This window comes from Chitinimonas lacunae, from assembly GCF_042650885.1.
GTDB lineage: Bacteria > Pseudomonadota > Gammaproteobacteria > Burkholderiales > Chitinimonadaceae > Chitinimonas_A > Chitinimonas_A lacunae.
On record NZ_JBHSBU010000001.1, the window covers coordinates 1350141 to 1366713 of the forward strand.

General features: G+C 64.7%; 10 protein-coding genes. 3 read left to right on the plus strand and 7 right to left on the minus strand.

Translation table 11 applies throughout. The features are described 5' to 3' along the window. Positions 1 to 140 precede the first annotated feature (140 nt). Positions 141 to 1844, plus strand: coding sequence for a DEAD/DEAH box helicase (locus tag ACFOW7_RS05780; RefSeq protein ID WP_378162012.1), 1704 nt, complete (start codon positions 141 to 143; stop codon positions 1842 to 1844). A 389-nt stretch (positions 1845 to 2233) separates the two neighbouring features. On the opposite strand, the gene ACFOW7_RS05785 is transcribed toward ACFOW7_RS05780, so the two are convergent. Genes ACFOW7_RS05785 through ACFOW7_RS05805 form a run of 5 tightly spaced genes read right to left on the minus strand, consistent with a single transcriptional unit; the run spans position 2234 to position 8602 of the window. Next, positions 2234 to 2509, minus strand: a complete 276-nt coding sequence (locus ACFOW7_RS05785; RefSeq protein ID WP_378162014.1) for a hypothetical protein — start codon at positions 2507 to 2509, stop codon at positions 2234 to 2236. Next, complete coding sequence (locus ACFOW7_RS05790) at positions 2506 to 4116, minus strand: hypothetical protein (RefSeq protein ID WP_378162016.1); 1611 nt, start codon at positions 4114 to 4116, stop codon at positions 2506 to 2508. Before ACFOW7_RS05790 ends, ACFOW7_RS05785 begins: the two co-directional genes overlap by 4 nt. Further along, complete coding sequence (locus tag ACFOW7_RS05795) at positions 4113 to 5249, minus strand: VWA domain-containing protein (RefSeq protein ID WP_378162018.1); 1137 nt, start codon at positions 5247 to 5249, stop codon at positions 4113 to 4115. Before ACFOW7_RS05795 ends, ACFOW7_RS05790 begins: the two co-directional genes overlap by 4 nt. Beyond that, positions 5242 to 7545 (minus strand): DUF5682 family protein, encoded by a 2304-nt coding sequence (locus ACFOW7_RS05800; protein ID WP_378162020.1) that lies wholly within the window; start codon positions 7543 to 7545, stop codon positions 5242 to 5244. The genes ACFOW7_RS05795 and ACFOW7_RS05800 overlap by 8 nt, the downstream gene beginning before the upstream one ends. Next, complete coding sequence (locus ACFOW7_RS05805) at positions 7535 to 8602, minus strand: ATP-binding protein (RefSeq protein WP_378162022.1); 1068 nt, start codon at positions 8600 to 8602, stop codon at positions 7535 to 7537. The genes ACFOW7_RS05800 and ACFOW7_RS05805 overlap by 11 nt, the downstream gene beginning before the upstream one ends. A gap of 406 nt (positions 8603 to 9008) precedes the next feature. On the opposite strand from ACFOW7_RS05805, the gene ACFOW7_RS05810 reads away from it, so the two are divergent. Beyond that, on the plus strand, positions 9009 to 9869 hold the full coding sequence (locus ACFOW7_RS05810; protein WP_378162024.1) for a DUF2167 domain-containing protein: 861 nt from the start codon (positions 9009 to 9011) through the stop codon (positions 9867 to 9869). 156 nt (positions 9870 to 10025) lie between these two features. Here ACFOW7_RS05810 and ACFOW7_RS05815 read toward each other — a convergent pair whose 3' ends face one another. Further along, entirely contained in the window at positions 10026 to 13733 is a 3708-nt protein-coding gene (locus ACFOW7_RS05815) for a DUF4132 domain-containing protein (protein WP_378162026.1), read from the minus strand. 467 nt (positions 13734 to 14200) lie between these two features. Between ACFOW7_RS05815 and ACFOW7_RS05820 the strand changes: the two genes are divergently transcribed. After that, positions 14201 to 14842, plus strand: a complete 642-nt coding sequence (locus ACFOW7_RS05820) for a tetratricopeptide repeat protein (protein ID WP_378162028.1) — start codon at positions 14201 to 14203, stop codon at positions 14840 to 14842. Positions 14843 to 15214: 372 nt separating this feature from the next. Here ACFOW7_RS05820 and ACFOW7_RS05825 read toward each other — a convergent pair whose 3' ends face one another. After that, complete coding sequence (locus ACFOW7_RS05825) at positions 15215 to 16285, minus strand: protein-glutamate methylesterase/protein-glutamine glutaminase (RefSeq protein WP_378162030.1); 1071 nt, start codon at positions 16283 to 16285, stop codon at positions 15215 to 15217. Between the last annotated feature and the right edge of the window lie 288 nt (positions 16286 to 16573).

The window sequence follows — 16573 nt, forward strand, 5'->3', positions numbered from 1 at the left end:
AATTCACGGACTTGAGCGTTTGTCGCCGAGCTAGTGCCCTGTTTTTTTCGCTTGGGCACGCCGGCCGCTTTATCCCAAGCGGCAGGGCAGGTTTTTGTTTGGCATCGCGACACGCCAGCCGTCACTCAGGAAGTTTCGCTTTGACTCAGACGCAAACCACCTTCGCCGACCTCGGCCTCGCTCAACCCATCCTGAACGCCCTGAGCGCTGCCGGCTACACCCAGCCGACCCCGATCCAGGCCGCTGCGGTGCCGAGCCTGCTGGCCGGCCGCGATGTGCTGGCCAGTGCCGCCACCGGCACCGGCAAAACCGCCGCCTTTATGCTGCCCGCCCTGCAGCGACTGACTGAAAAATCCGAGCGCCCGGGCCGTGGTCCGCGCATGCTGGTGCTGTCCCCGACCCGCGAACTTGCCGCCCAAATCAAAAGTGCCGCTGAAACCTATGGCCGCCAGATGCGTTTCTGCAAGGTGGTCTCCATCGTCGGCGGCATGCCCTACCCCACCCAAATCAAACTGCTGTCCAGCCCGTTCGAGATTCTGGTCGCCACGCCCGGCCGTCTGCTCGATCTGATGGCACGCGGCCGCATCGACTTTGCCCGGCTGGAAATGCTGGTCCTCGACGAAGCCGACCGCATGCTCGACCTCGGCTTCCGTGACGATATCGCCGAGATCGCCAAGAAGCTGCCGGCCGAACGCGTCACCGCGCTGTTCTCGGCCACGCTCGATGACAATATCGCCGTGATGGCCCGTACCCTGCTCAAGGAGCCGGAGCGCATCGAAATCGCTCCGCCGGAAAAACGCAACGAGCAGATCGTCGAGAAGCTCCACTACGCCGACGACATCGGCCACAAGTCGCAGCTGCTCGAACGTGTGCTGGGCGAAGAAGGTCTGGGTCAGGCCATCATCTTCACTGCCACCAAGCACGACGCCGCCTCGCTGGCCGACAAGCTGTTCGCCCAGGGCCGCAAGGCCGCTGCACTGCATGGCGATATGCAGCAGCGCGAGCGGATGCGCACCCTGACCAAACTCAAGCGCGGTGAAATCGACATTCTGGTCGCCACCGACGTGGCCGCCCGCGGTATCGACGTCGCCGGCATCACCCACGTCGTCAACTTCGACCTGCCCAAATTCGCCGAGGACTACGTCCACCGTATCGGCCGCACCGGCCGCGCCGGTCGCGAAGGCATCGCCATCTCGTTTGCCGCCAAGCACGAAATGCCGGCGCTGAAGCGGATCGAAAAGTTCGTCGGCCGCAGCATCGAGCCGTTCTCGTTCGATGGCCTCAAAGCCCATTTCGAACCGCGCAACATGAAGAGCGGCGGCGGTCGTGGCGAGCGTTTCGGTGGCGGCGGTCGTCGTCCGCCGCGTGATGGCCAACGTTTCGGCGGCAATCGCGAAGGCAGCAGCCGTCAAGGCTACGGCCAGGGCGGCGAACAGCGCAGCTACGGCGGCGGCAACCGTCAGGGCTACGGCCAAGGTGGCGAACAGCGCAGCTACGGCGGCAACCGTCAGGGCTACGGCCAGGGTGGCGAGCAGCGCAGCTACGGCGGCGGCAACCGTCAAGGCTACGGCCAGGGTGGCGAGCAGCGCAGCTACGGCGGCGGCAACCGTCAGGGCTACGGCCAGGGTGGCGAGCAGCGCAGCTACGGCAGCGGCAACCGTCAAGGCTACGGCCAGGGTGGCGAGCAGCGCAGCTACGGCGGCGGCAACCGTCAGGGCTACGGCCAAGGTGGCGAGCAGCGCAGCTATGGCGGCGGCAACCGTGGCGACTTCCAGGGTCAGCGTGGCAACCGCGACGGTCAGCGCCGGCACGGTCACTACCCCGAACTGAAGGACTTCGAATAAGCCTTATACGCCCCTGTGGCGTTCCGGCTGTTCGACACGAAACAACCCGGCCTTGTGCCGGGTTGTTTTTTTGTGAGCGCCAGGAAAGATGAAAATTTCATGCAATTTCATTTTCAATACTGAAGATGTTTATGTTCGAAAATAAAAAAATCCCTCTAAAATGTCTTCCTCCTCAGTATGCCCCCTCTCCTCTCCGACCAATCACCCCTTCGCCTACTCTCTCGCCTTCAATAGGACGCCCGATCCCTCTCCCATCCCCAAACGGATAGTGACCTTAGCGCATTGAGAGGCAATTCGGAGTCGGCTCCCAAGGACGGACGCAGTAGACGAGCCTGGATGCCGAGTGCGACTTAAGCGGCAATGCTCCGGCCGCCCTACCTACCGAAAACTCATCTCTCTTCACTTCGCTCCAGCGCCATCAATGCGGTCTGCCAGCACAACCAGTCGAGTGCCGCGCTGGCGCGCTGCTCCAGCGGTAAAGCCTCGTCCAGCAGACAGCGGCCGAGCGTGGCGAAACGCTCCATTCCCAGCAACTCAGCCAGCGCCACCCAATCGCGCAGACGCCGCCGTGTCTCGCCACCGAGGCCGCCGACACCATGGGCGACGATCAGATCGAGCAGCCGCTCCGACTCATCGAGCCATGCCTGCCACGCTCTGCCGCTCATAGTGGTCTCTCCGCACCGGCCCAACGGCCACCGGCCGAGGCGGCAATCAGCCGCAGCGTCAGGCGGCCCTGCTCGATAGTCAGATAACCGAACAGCGTGGCTGCATCCTGAAGATGATGGAGCACAGTCTCCACGCCCTCCTTACCCGCCAACTCCACCGTCAGCGCCAGACCTTCGCCATCGACGCCAACCCGTTGCCAGCGGCGCCGATAAGGATCGAAACGAGGGGCTTGCCACTGTGCGACCCGCAGCAGCGCGACCGATGGCTCGGCCGGGACAAAGGGATCGGCCGCCTGCCGCTGCCGGACGCTGGCGGCGGCGCGGGAGAAATCCGTCTCCGCCAGCTCGTCCAGCGTGCGCGCCGGTCCCAGTTCGACGATTCGACTGTCGTCGCGCAGGCTCAGCCGGTCGCCAGCCGTCCAGACCGGGCTCAAGGCCCACTGTGCCTCGCACCATAAGCTGACCGAGCGGCCGCCGGGACGGAAAGCGGGAAAGGCGGTTTCGGGCTGCCAATCGGGGTCCACGGCTGGCGGACGAGCCTCGCTGATCCGGTAGAAACGATGGTTGTCGAGGTCGAGCAGATGAAGGGTCAGGCCGCGATGGCCGGCGGGACTGCGCCAGGCTTCCAGCGCAACGCCCTGGGCCGTGAGTTTGGGCTGGCGGCTGTAGCGGCGGCGATGGACACCAGCGAGTTCCAGCAAAGGACGCGGCAGCGGCTGGCTCGACAGGGCATTGAGCCCGGCCCACAGCGGCGCCAGGGCCGCGCGCAGTTCGACGCCGCCGCTTGCACGCCGGCCGCGCAAGGCATCGAGTGTGGCGATGACCCGGCTCATCCGACCAGCCGGCAGCGGCAGATCGGCCTGCCGCAACGCCGTTGCCAGCGCTTCGCCCTGGGCGACGAAGCCCGCGCCGACCGAGCCGCCGCCTTGGGCCAACAGGGCGCGCAACCAGCTTTGGGCATCGTCGACGGCAGCCCGGGCCACTTCGTCGAGCGACTCGACCGCCGCCAGTTCTTCCCGTGCCACCAGCCCCGCTTCCTGGCTCGCGGCCAGCACGGCCAGCGCGCGATGGGCGCACGGCGATGGCGCGCGGCAATCGCATAGCGAAGCTTCCAGCCCACCGATGCGCGGAATGTGCACCGTGGCCGCTTCCGGCTCGGTCATACAAAGGCGCAGCCCATCGGGACCGCTTTCACACTCGTCCACCTCGCCCCGGGCCAGCCAGCGCAGGGCGATACGCAATAGTCGGCGGCCGAACAGTTTTTCGCGCGCGGCGGCATCGAGCAGCCAAGGAGGAGGCGCTTCCGGGTCGGCGGCCACAGTGGGCTGGCTGTTGGCGGCCCGTTCACGCAGACCCAGCAGCAGTGCAGTCAGATGGTGGCAGGGGCCAAGCGCTGGACAGCTACAGTGAAGTCCAGAAAAACCAATACCAACCAGCCGCTGGTGCAGCCCATCCAATTCGGCCGCCCCACCCTGCGCATCAAGCTGCCAGCCGGCGCCGGCGGCGCCTTCGAGCAGCTTGGCACCACGTCGCAGCAGACCGCGATTGGACCAGGCCACAATGGCCTCGTCGTCGAGATGGGCCAGCCAATTGAGCAGCGCACTCATTGGCCACTCCCCAAGATCCGGCCCAGCCATTGCGCCAGCCGGTCGGGCGTCATCGCCGCCACCTCCATGCCCAGCGCCGTCAGACGGCTGGCCATATCGCGGTCGTAGTTGGGGTGGCTGCGCTCGTCGAGGGTAGCCAGCCCCAGCAGATGGACGCCCGAACGCAGCAGCCGGTCAGCCGCCACCAGCACTTCGGCCTCGTTATAGCCTTCATAGAAATCGCTGATCAGCACCACTACTGTACGCTGCGGCTGCTCGACCAGCCGTTCGGCGTAGGCGAGCGCCGCGCCGATCCGGGTGCCGCCGCCCAGTTGGGTATGGAGCAGCGTTTCGACCGAATCGGGCAGCCAGGCCGTCAGATCGACCGGCTGATCGCTGAATGCCACCAGATGGGTGCGCAGCGAACGCACCCGGGCCAGGATGGCCGCGACGCAACTGGCGTGGATCAGGCTATCGAGCATCGAACCGCTTTGATCGACCAACAGCACGATGCGCCACGGCAGACCGCTTTGCCGCCGCCGGAAGAACAACAGCCGCTCCGGCACCACCGTGCCGAGTTCAGGCTGGAAATGGCGCAGATTGCGCGCCAGGGTGCGATGCCAATCGAGGTCGGACAGCCGTGGCCGTCCGCCGTGGCGCCGCTGCCGCCGTTCGGTGCAGCTAGCCCGCAGCGGTGTCGCCAGCCGCTGTTCGATATCGGCCACGACCTGGGCAATCAGGCGACGCGCAGCCGACAGTCCTGCCGGTGGCAGTTCGGGCATCAGCGCGATCAGGGCCTTGGCCAACTCCATGCTGGGCGTGGCCTGCGCCAATAGTTCGGGGTCGCGCAGCAGCTCATGGAGGCCATAGCGCTGCAATGCCTCGCGTTGCAGGATTTCACAGGCCGACTGCGGAAACAGCCGCCGCACCTCCGCCAGCCAACTGACGGCCCGAGGATCGGGGATGCCCCGGCCGGCCGATGAGGCCTGCTCGTCTTCGCGCTGGTCGAATTCACGCTCGTACAGAAATCCGAGGGCGGCATCGCGGGCGCGGTCGAGTTGATGGTCGAGTGCACTGTGCGGCGCCCCCGCTTCGGCATCGGCCCCAAGCACCAGACGCCAGCGGCGGCGGGTCTGTTCGTCCAGTTCAGCCATCTGCAGCCTCCGTAGGCCAACCCCAGCCCGCCAAGGTGATATCGAGCCGGACACGCAGCGTGGCGGCCTGGGCCACGCTGGCGAGATCAACGGCGGGCAATCCGGCCTGCACCTCGGCTTCCCCCAACAACCCCCGTGCCAATTCCCGCAATTCACTGCGGCCGTATTGGCTGAAGGCGTAACGCAGACCGGGCAAGGCCGTCAGAAAGGTCGTTTCATCCCAGCTTCGCATCACCCTTCCCAGCGCATCGAGCCAGTCGCGCCGCCATCGCAGCGCCGTGCGGGCCAAGGCCAGGAAACCGCGCAACAGGGCGGCCAGGGCCAGCGGCTCGGCCTGATGGAGCGCAAGCTGGCGGCATAGCTCGTCACCGCAGCGTGCCTCGGACCAGCCAGCGCCGACCGCCAGGCCGCCCAGCGCTGCGCCATGCAACAAGGGATCGGCCGCGCTTTCATACAGCGCGACCAGCGCACTATTGAGCCGGACCTGCTCATGCGGCAGCCGACCTTGGCGCACCATGCCGACCAGTTCGATCAGTGCTTCCAGCGCCAACTCTTGCGCGGCTTCATCGGCTTGACCGAGCAGCGGTAGATGCTGACAGGTCTGCACAAAGGCCAGCGGCGGCAATCGATCGAAACCGGCCAAGTCCTCACCGCCCAGCAGGCGACGGCCCCGCGCCAGGGCATTCAGGATCACCAAGGCTCGGCATAGCGCCAGCGGGTCGAGCGTCTGGCGCAGCCAGTGTTCGAGCCGTTGACACAGCTCGCCCGCCAGCGGATGCAAGCCCAGTTGCAGCGCTTCGACCAGATCGACGGCCGGTTGCTGCGGGACGCGCTGAGCCAGCCTGTCCAGCAGCTTATGCAGGGCCGCCTCAGCCAGGGTCTGCCCCCAACGGCTCGCTTCGATCAAGGCCGGCACCAACTCGTCGTTGCCGGCGATACGCCAGACCTCGCGCACCAGATGCAGATGGCGGCCATGGGCGAAATCGGGGCCGCTGCGGCAGGTGGCGAACGGAATCTCGAGCCAGGCCAGCCGGCGCAGAAAATGCGACTGCTGACGATGCTGGGCACTGCGGTAAAGGTCAAGCGCCCGCTCACGTTCGCCGCGCTCGGACAGTTGCCAGCGCCGCAGCTCACGGCGGAAGTCGCCCACCAGCGGCGGAACGGGCAGCCCGGCTGGCAGGCGCCCCCGCTGCGGCGCGGTCAGCAAGGCTTCGCAACGCTGCAGGAAGACCGGGCCCTCGGCCGATTTGTCGAGCGTGCTGGCGGCGGCTTCGAGCCATTCCTGCCGACCCGCCCGCGCTCCACGCAGGGTGCCCAGCCGCTCAGCCATCGCCACCAGCTCGATTGCGTCAGCACTCCCGACCGGATGGCGTTCACGATTGAGACTGTCCACCAGCCGCGCCGCCAGCTCGCCATGGGCAGCCAGACGCGGTTCGGCACTGCGGCGCTGTTCCCAGCGTGCCTGGTAATAAGCCGGCAACGGCACGCCGGCGGCATAGCCGTAGCGGTCGAGCCGGGACAGGGTGTAGGGGATCAATGCCGCCCCAGCGTTTTCAGTCGCAGGTTCGGTCGAGGACAACGGTGGGTCGAGCAATCCTGCGAGATGGTAGGCACCGCACAGCACCAGACAGCGCAGCCCTTCTGCCCGTGCCCTGGCCATCTCGCGCGCCATCCAGGCTTCGCGGGCCCGGTTTTCCGACTCGTCGGCCGCCCCATCACGCCGCAGCAGCCAGCCGTAGGCCGCCAGATCGCGGAAGAAGTCCGTTGCGATGCGGGCGGGTCCATCCTCGAAATGGCGATCCCACCAATGGTCGAGATCGGCACAGCCGGCCGCGTCACGCAGCCGCTCGGCAATCCGTTCAAACCCTGACCGCCAGCGTCGTTCGTCGTGGTAGTGCGGCTCAGGCTCGACCAGGAAGCGGTCGAGCCGATCAAGCGCCGCCCGCTGCCCAAACGGCAGATCGATGCAGCGCACCGTCCCCCCTGTCTTGGCCATTGCTCGCAGCGCACGCCATTCGGGAGAAAAATCGGCAAAAGGGTAATAGCTGCGGCGACCGTCCTGACTGTCGAGATAGAAATACGCCGCAACCGGTGCCTCGGTGCGGCGATCGGTCAGCCAGGGCAACAGCGTCGCCATCTCGGCCGGCGCTTCGAGCAGCAGGCACTCGGGCCGCCAGTCGCGGATCAGCCGCTCGACCCAGGCCGCGCAGGCCGGGCTGTGGTGGCGCACCGGAGCAAAGCGCAATCCCGGATCGGCTTCGAGCCGAGCCAGAAAGTCAGCCAGCTCAGCAGCCATCGAGAAAGTCCTGCCACTCGGCCAGACCAGCGCGCTGCTGGCGCAACAAGCGCAGATAGGCCGCAAACCGCTCGGCGTCACCCGCCTCGCCCTGCACGACTGCGCCTGCCACAAACTGGCCAAGATGACGCGGCATCAGGCGGGACGAGCCGAAATACCAGCAATGGCTGGCCGCATTGCATACCACACCGATCGCTTCCGCCGTGGACAAGGCCGTGGCGGGGCGCTCGACCGCGACACCGGCGGCTTCGCCACGCTTGAGTTCGTCGAACACCGTCGCCAGCAGCTCGATCACTTCGCCCGGCAGCTCGACTTCGATGGCCTGCTCATCCAACTGCCGCCGCGCCTCGCGGGCAATCAGCGCGGCCTGTTCACGCCGGCCAAGCGCCTGCATCAGTTCGAAATTGAAACGGCGCTTGAGCGCAGCAGACATCTCGTTGACACCACGGTCGCGCAGATTGGCCGTGGCAATCACATTGAAACCGGGCCGCGACAGCAGCCAGGCATCCTGTTCATCCTTGAGTTCAGGCAGATGGAGAATGCGGTCCGACAGCACCGGAATCAGGCAATCCTGCACTTCCGTGGCGCAGCGGGTGATTTCCTCGAAACGCAGCAACTGGCCGCCGGCCATCGCAGCATAGAGCGGCCCCGGCACCAGCGCCTTCTGGTTGGGGCCATCGCGCAGCAGCAGGGCGTAGTTCCAGCCATAGCGGATATGTTCCTCGACCACGCCCGCCCCGCCCTGCACGGTCAGGGTGGAACAGCCCGAGATGGCCGCAGCCAGCAGTTCCGACAACAGCGACTTGGCCGTCCCCGGCTCCCCCGCCAGCAACAGGCCACGCCCCCCACTCAGGGTCACGATGGCGCGCTCGACCAGCGCATCGTTGCCTTCGATCTTGCGGCTGATCCGGTCGCCATCGCCCAGCACAAAGCTGCGCACGGCACGCGGACTGAGTCGCCAACCACCCGGGCGCGGCCCCTGGTCGGCGGTGAGCAAGGCCGCCAGTTCCTCGGCGTAGCGTTGCTCGGCAGGTAATCGTTGCACTGCGCTCGTCATGCCTTCTCTCCAATAGGCGCGGCCCGCTGTGGGTGGGGGGTGGTCAGGCGCAAAGAATCGGGGTTGCTCAACACAATGATTTCCTGAAAATTTATCTTTTCGTCCAATATACCCACCCGTCTTGCATAATGTTTTCCTGAAATTTTATAAATGGCATCATTGTCCGATGCGGGCCAAGCGGAGACGGAATGAGTCGCCCGCTCCCGCCACGACTGTGTCAACCGGACAGCGACGGCTGCGTTTTACAAGCGCCGGTCCCGCCTCGATCGATGAGCGGACGCGGCAGAAAACCAAGCGGCCGCGCTATCCGGCCGCCTTTGTTTTCTGGTGATTGTCTTGCAGGGCAATGCCTTGATGACCTTTGACCACAGACGATTTTTCTATTCCCTAAGGTATTGCGCACTTTATGAAACTTTCCCGTCTATTCCCGCTGTTTGCCGCCTTGTCCCTGCTGTGCCAGCCTGCCCAGGCCCAGCAGACCGAGCCGGTTGCCGACCCGCATATCACCGCCGGCCCCAGCGAGATCAAGCTACGCGACCAGGCGACGCTCAAGTTGCCGGCCGACTATCTATTTATCGATCAGCAGCGCGGCAGCGAGCTGATGCGGAAGATGGGCAACCCGACCGACAGCCGCTTCCTTGGCCTGGTCGTGCCCAAGGATGAAAAGGCCCAATGGATGGTGGTCGCCGAATATGAAGCCTCGGGTTACATCAAGGACGACGACGCCAAGGACTGGAACGCCGACGAACTGCTCACCAGCCTCAAAGAAGGCACCGAAGCCGCCAACCAGGCGCGGCGCGAAGCCAATATCGCCGAACTCGAAGTCACCGGCTGGGCCGAGAAACCCCACTATCAGGCCGACAGCCACCAACTGGTCTGGGCCGCCCTCTCGCGCGACAAGGGGGCGCCGGCAAGCGACGGCCAAGGCATCAACTACAACACCTATGCATTGGGCCGCGAAGGCTATATCAGTCTCAATTTGGTGACCGATGCCGCCACCATCGAAGCCGACAAGCCGGCCGCCCGCACGCTGCTCGCCGCCCTGAGCTTCAACGACGGCAAGCGCTATCAGGACTTCGACGCCTCTACCGACCGCGTGGCCGAATACGGCCTGAGCGCCCTGGTCGCTGGCGTCGCCGCCAAGAAGCTCGGTCTGTTTGCCGTGATCGCGGCCTTCTTCGCCAAGTTCTTCAAGTTCATTGCCATCGGCGGCATTGCGCTGCTGGCCGGCTTGAAGCGGCTGTTCGGCAAGAAGTCGGCTTCCTGAGCCACCTTGCCTGGTCCGGTCTTCACGGGATCGGACCAGCACCGAAAGCGCAGAGCAGTCAGCCTCTCTCCTGTCTCTCCATTCAGCGGCAACCACACTAAGTGATGACCTGCTCCCTGGACTGGTGTGGCTTGCCAGTCAGGTCGGGACGCCCCGTTACAGCGACTGCCAGTTGCTCCGATAACCTTCGCCGCGCTCGGACAGCGCTTGCGACTGGGCCAGCAAGGTGGCCTGCAAGGACGGCGGCAGCTCACTCAGGCGCACATGGCGCGATTCATCGGCCTGCCGGTGGTGCCGTCTGATCCGGAAGGCGTCGATGGCCACTTCCTCGTCGGCCTCGAACCAGACGCTGATGCCGGTATGGTCGAGATGGACCGTATAGCAATCGTCCACGATCCAGTAGTGGTAATTGATGCGCGCCCCGTCCTCACCCGGTCCCTTGATATAGCCCCACTTGCCGAGCAAGCTGCCCATCGCGCCGCGATTGAGCACATGACCGCGATGGCGGATCAGCTCGTCCTGCTGCAATTCCTCGGCTGTCGGCAGCTCCGCCACGCCCTCCCACTGAACGATGGTCTGCGGCACGGCGTAATCGTCGAAATGCGCCAGCCAGCGCTCGCGTTCGGCGGCATCCACTTCGACCGGATGGGTCAGCCGCACCGACACCACCCCGTCCAGGTTCACATCCTCATCGTCCAGATTGATCAAGGTGGCACTCTCGGTCGGGCGGAAACGGTGGAGCGGCTGGCCCTGGGCATCCAGGGCGCTCCAGCTCAAGCCGCGCGCCAGCGCCGCAAGCAGCGGATGCTGCATGAACAGCCGCTGCCAGCGCTCGACCGGCCAGATCTTGCCGCTCTGCAATGCCCGTTCGAGCTTTTTCGATTGTTGTTTGAGCAGCGGTTTCAGATTCTTGCTGAGCGCCTTGAGCCGTTGTTCGGCCACTCCGCGCTTATCGAGGTCTTCACCGGCTTTGGCTTTGGGCAGGGAAGCCGTGAGCTTGCCCTTGTCGTTTTCGATCTTGAGGCTGAAATCGGGAAACAGGCGGGCGCGGTAGCTGTAGGGGCCGACGTCGAGCACCAGGCCGTCGGCACCGAGGCCGAAATCGGGCACCAGTTCGTCCAGGAAATCGGCGATGGCCAGGCCTCGCTCGGCGGCGACGGCTTCGAGGGCTTTCCAGGCGTTTTCTTCGATCGAGCTGGAGAATTTGCGGCTCTCCCACAGCACATGAACCTGGGCCGGACCATAGACGCCGGGCACCTTGGCCATCCAGCCCAGCGCAGCGCTGGCTTTCTGCTTGCGGGTCTTGCACCACGCCTTGACTGCCTTGACCAGCAGATTGACCACCCGCTCGTCGCCATAGCGCGGCACCAGGGTCATCAGGAAAGTCACCGCCTCGGCCCCGTTCTGCTCGACCCACAGGGTGGTCGCCATTTCCGCCAGATCGACGCGCCGGGCAGGCGGCAGCCGCTCGATCAGCTTGCGCGCCTCGCGCGACAGCAGATCGCCCCGGCTGTCGGCGATCTGCGCCAGCGTCCACTGTCCGACCGCCTCGCCCAGAGGCTCGAACAGCCGGGCGAAATCCTCGTTCCAGATTTTCTTGATCGTGGCCGGGATCTTGGCGCGGGCAGCCTCGGCCTGTAGCGCTTCGAGCGACTGCTCCGCTTCATAGGCGCTGGTGTCTTCGCCCGCAGCTTCCAGACGGTCGAGCAATAGACCGAACACAAAGGCATCGAGCCCCTTGCGCCCCACCCGTTGCCGCAACCAAGGCAGCACCGCCGAGTCGGGATGGCGGGCCAGCCCCTGCGTCACCACGGTAAAGCCCGACTTGTCATCGACGGCCAGCAGACCGCTCTGTTCGATGGCGGCAAGACTGCGCTGCCGCAGCCAGTTGGCCGCCAGATCGCGCAAGCCCTTGGCCTTGGCGCTGGCAAACAGCTCGGCCAGCCGTGAGCCCAGCACCACCAGCGTCGGGTCGTCGAGCATCGGCAGCAATTTGATGCGGCCTTTCTCTTCCAGCAGATCCCAACCGGCCGGCGCCTTGCTCAGTGCCTCGCGCACCGGTTGGGGGTCGAGTTCGCCTGGCCGGCCGAACCAGCTCGACTGCCCCAGCTCATGCGCCACCAGCGTGGGCACCAGTCGCAACAGTTCGGGATGCCCCGAGCGCACCAGATTGCTCACCGGGTGAGTGGCGCCATAGGGGAAATAAACATCGTCGCTGCGCATCCAGTTGAGGAAATCGGTCTCATAGCCGACCCACGCCTCGGCACACAAGCGCACCAGCGCCTCGCCGGGCTTTCGACCAAGACCGCAGAGCAGTTTCCAGAACAGGTCTTTACGTAAGGTCGGATCACGCACATCACGCCAAAGCTGGGCCAGCCGCTCCGGATCGTCGCGCCCGAGCAGGTCTTCCTCGACGGAATACTCGGCAAACAGATCGGGGTGACGCGCGCTGTAATGCTTGAGCCAATGCTGCAATTGTGGATCAGCCGGCTTGGCTGGCCAGTCGGGGTCGTCCGGGTCGGCATCCTGGCCCAGCGCCCGCGACGGCCAGGCCAGCACGACCCACTTGACCAGCCATTCGGCCACTGACGGCCCGCCGAACAGCCGCTCCAGCACTTCCGGCGTCAGCAGGCGCACACAGACCTCGTCATCGATTATCGCATCGGTCTTGCTGCTGGCGTGTCCGAGCAGCAGCTCGACCAATTCGAGCGGTGGCAGCACCTCGGCCAGGATAGTGATCAGGCTGTCGAGCTTGCGGTGCAGGTCGCCTTGGGGCAGCAGTTTTATCAGGGTCTGGCGATACCAGTGCACCGCCTCGGGTGTCGTCACCAGCAATTGATCGGGCAGGTCCAACTCATGCCGTTGCAGCCATTGCAGATAACTCAGCCAGGCCGCCGGATGGCGGATGATCTCCTCGGGCGAGCCGCCCGACGATGAGCCAAGTACTCTCTTGGCAACGGGCAGACCGGCCAACCAGTCGAGCCAGTGCGGCTCGGTCAGGCAGCGGTGCATGAAGTCGAAGTTGTGCCAGAGTGAACGGGCCGGCTCCCATTCCCCCAACTGAGCGCCCAGGGCGGCCAGGTCGGAAAACAAGGCGGGCTGCAAGGGCCGGTAGAGCGCTTTGCGCAGCGTTGACCGGGCGTCGTAATTGATCGGCGCGCCCACCTGAGTCACGTTATTGAGCAGGTTGAACGCCAACTGACGCCACCAATCGAGCGAATTCGCTTCCACCCCCGAGCGGTACAGCACCAGCAAGGCAATCAGCGTGGCGGCATCGGCCTTTTCGACGTACAGGACATCCGGTGCAGCGATGAGTTGCCCGGCCACCTGTGCAGGATCGGTACCGTGTTCCTTGAGCCATGCCGCAACGCCGGCCCAGGCCGGATCGCCCTCGGCCATTCGACGCAGCAGGTGCTGGGCAGCGCTCAGATGGGCTTGTTGTACCGTTTCATAGGTGATGCCGCGCGGCAGGGGATGCTTGCTGTCAGCGCAGGCAAACAGGATCAGCAGATGCGCGGCCAGCAAGGGCTGGAACAGGGTCAGCCAACGCTCCAGCCGGGCCGGCCATTGCTCGGGCGGGCAGTCGCCGTACAGCAGCGCACAACACTGCTCCTTGCCCTGCTCCACTTCGCTATGCCCGAACCAACCGGCGCCGGGTCTGAATCCCAGATCGACCGCTTGCGCCAGCCATTGACGATGACTGGCCGGCAGCTCGGTGCCATCGCGCCAGTAGGCGGCGAACGGGGCGAAATCGAGCCCACCTCCCGGCTGCTTGGCATAGGCTGTCTGAAGCGCAGCCAGAAAGGCCTCCTCATCGGTACAGGCATCACATACAGCAGCAAAAGCGGGATTCAACGCAAACATAGACCCTCGTCACCTTGCAAAATCAGCAGCAAAAAAAAGTAAAGCCCGTGCCGGCTACCCACCCGTCACGGCAGAAATGGCAAACACCGGCAGCGAGTGTTGATGTCAGCCTCAACAGTGTCAACCGGTACAGACGTGCCGGGTCAATTCCGCCTGACTGACCTCTCCTTCAGCCACCAGCCCGCGTCCATCGACCCGCCACCCCCGCCCCACAACCAACCGCTTCAATGCTTTGATACAGAACGGGTTTTTATAGCGCAAAGCCTCTCCCACCCCTTCACACGATTCGGCTATGGTGCAAAGAGATACCCGATGGTCAGAAAACGGAAAGTAAGGCGACCAAGTCAGCAATCGGGCGCATGGCAGGTGGTTGCCGAGCCGAAAACATCTGCGGGGTCAGGGCAGATCCGGACACCCAATGAGCACGAGAGCGCCAGGTACGGGTTTCTTGTTGAGGAGAATCCGCCATGTCACGTCTTCTATGCGCCATCCTGCTGACGGTCTCGGTACTGGCCGCCGACGATGCCGCTTTTTCCGCCTACCGCGATGGTGACCATCAGGCCGCCCTGCGCCTCTATCGTGAACGCGCAGCCAATGGCGATCCGCTGGCGCTGTACAACTACGCCATGGTGCTGAAACGGGGCGAAGGGAGTGGCGACACCACCGATTGGCGGCCTTTGCTGCGCCGCGCGGCCGAGGCGGGGCTGGCCCAGGCGGCCTATGCGCTCGGGGTGGCCTATGAGAACGGCGACGGTGTCGGCCGCTCGCAGCCCGAGGCAACCCGCTGGTTTCGCCAGGCGGCGCTCAGCGGTCATGTCGAAGCGGAATTGAGCCTGGCCACCCAATATTTCCTCGGTCGTGGCGTGACCCGCGATTATCGTGAAGCGGCGCGCTGGTATCGGGCGGCTGCCGAACATGGCCATGCCGGTGCCCAATATCTGCTGGCGTCGATGCTGGAACATGGTGACGGCGTGGCGCGCGATCTGATGGAAGCCATGCACTGGTACAGCCTCGCGGCCCGCCAAGGCGATCAGGCCGCGGCCCTCCAGGCCAAGCGACTGGCCCAATCGATGACCGTCTCGCCGCCCAACCCTGCGCCGTGTCAGTAGGCCTCCCTCAGGCCATCCATCGGAGGGCTTCAGGAAGAAAAAATAAAATTTAAGGAAAAAATCTTGCAAGCATTACAGCAATTCATATAAATAATGAACTGTTTTCTGTCCATTGATAGTCTAACGGGGCAGATCATTCCGGCTTTCCTTGGAAACGACGTGAAAGTCCGCAAGAGCGTAAGCGGCGTGATGTCCCGGCGTCTCGGCTGGTCACTGGACAGCCAGATAGCTGACAGCCTACGACCCGTCCCGCTCCGTGCGGCAATGCGTCCACTTGAGGCGCTGGACGAATCGGCAAGCCTGCTTTTTCAGCGCGTCCGGGGACGGTTGGGGTCCGAACCGGACGCGAAGAGAGATCGAACCGCCTCCTCGTCAGGTCTTGGCCAGGGCCTTGGCAATCTCCACCAAAGACATCTGCACATCAACCCCACCGCGCGCCACCGCCTCTTTGGGCATGCCGTAGACCAGCGAGGAGGCCTCGTCCTGAGCAATGGTATAGGCGCCGGCATCATGCATTTCCTTCATCCCTCGCGCCCCGTCATCGCCCATGCCGGTCATGATCACCCCCACGGCATTGCTGCCGGCGCTCACGGCCGCCGAGCGAAACAGCACATCGACCGAAGGACGATGACGTGAGACCGGTGGCCCGTCCTTGATATCGACCAGGTACTGTGCGCCGCTGCGTTTGACCAGCAGATGCCGTCCACCCGGCGCGATCAGTGCCACCCCGGGCAGCAGACGGTCGCCGCTGCGCGCCTCGCGGACTTCGATCTTGCACAATTGATTGAGCCGCTCCGCAAAGGTCGCCGTGAATTTCTCCGGCATATGCTGGACGATGGCCATGCCACAGCAGGTACGCGGCAGACGGGGCAACAGGTATTCGAGCGCCTGGGTGCCGCCGGTCGAAGTGCCGATGACCGCAATCCGTGCCGTGGTCTTGATCACCGCCTGGCCCGTCGGCGCTTCGAGCACCGCGTCGGCGGTCAATTTGGGCGGAATTTCCTTTTCTTCGTTCTCGGCCTTGCGCCCTTTGATCCGGACCAGCTTGGCCGACGCCGCCGCCCGGATTTGCTGGGCCAACTCGCGGATCGATTGCTGTAGATAGGTCTGGGCGCCGACAGCCGGCTTGGTGACGACGGATACCGCCCCGGAAGCCAGCGCATCCAGGGTAACCGCAGCACCGGCTTCGCTCAGCGAGGAACAGATCACCACCGGGGTCGGCCGCTCGGCCATCAGCTTGCGCAGAAAGGTCAGACCGTCCATGCGCGGCATTTCGATATCGAGCACGATCACATCGGGCCACTGCTTGTTCATCAACTGCATGGCAAACAGCGGGTCCGATGCCGTACCGATCACCTTGATGCCGGCCAGGGTCGACAACGACTCACGCAGCACTTCGCGCACCACCGCAGAATCGTCGACGATCAGCACCTTAATCGACATGGCGTCTCCGGCCAGGCTCCGGCGTTCTGCCTGGATCAATCACGCGATAGACGAAAGGTCCGATGGCCCCTATCCGGATCACCCGGGTATTGAGGTCGGAAGCGATGAGCTCCAATGGCCTCCGACACCGAGCGCTTCGGCCAGTGTAATGGCGAGGGTATAGGCTTCTTTGCCGGTCGAGCCGGCCGCCGATCAGGGAATTGCTGTGGTTCATCACTTGTTCCCACTCTGCATGGAACCGCAGCACTCAGCATAGTTATTTACAGACGAGTTAGCAGTGCTGGAACC

What these genes read in the sequence shown, in the direction of transcription:
- ACFOW7_RS05825 (WP_378162030.1), bottom strand. Translation starts at nt 16,285, where the DNA reads ATGTCGATTAAGGTGCTGATCGTCGACGATTCTGCGGTGGTGCGCGAA.
- ACFOW7_RS05790 (WP_378162016.1), bottom strand. Translation starts at nt 4,116, where the DNA reads ATGAGTGCGCTGCTCAATTGGCTGGCCCATCTCGACGACGAGGCCATT.
- ACFOW7_RS05795 (WP_378162018.1), bottom strand. Translation starts at nt 5,249, where the DNA reads ATGGCTGAACTGGACGAACAGACCCGCCGCCGCTGGCGTCTGGTGCTT.
- ACFOW7_RS05785 (WP_378162014.1), bottom strand. Translation starts at nt 2,509, where the DNA reads ATGAGCGGCAGAGCGTGGCAGGCATGGCTCGATGAGTCGGAGCGGCTG.
- ACFOW7_RS05810 (WP_378162024.1), top strand. Translation starts at nt 9,009, where the DNA reads ATGAAACTTTCCCGTCTATTCCCGCTGTTTGCCGCCTTGTCCCTGCTG.
- ACFOW7_RS05805 (WP_378162022.1), bottom strand. Translation starts at nt 8,602, where the DNA reads ATGACGAGCGCAGTGCAACGATTACCTGCCGAGCAACGCTACGCCGAG.
- ACFOW7_RS05815 (WP_378162026.1), bottom strand. Translation starts at nt 13,733, where the DNA reads ATGTTTGCGTTGAATCCCGCTTTTGCTGCTGTATGTGATGCCTGTACC.
- ACFOW7_RS05820 (WP_378162028.1), top strand. Translation starts at nt 14,201, where the DNA reads ATGTCACGTCTTCTATGCGCCATCCTGCTGACGGTCTCGGTACTGGCC.
- ACFOW7_RS05800 (WP_378162020.1), bottom strand. Translation starts at nt 7,545, where the DNA reads ATGGCTGCTGAGCTGGCTGACTTTCTGGCTCGGCTCGAAGCCGATCCG.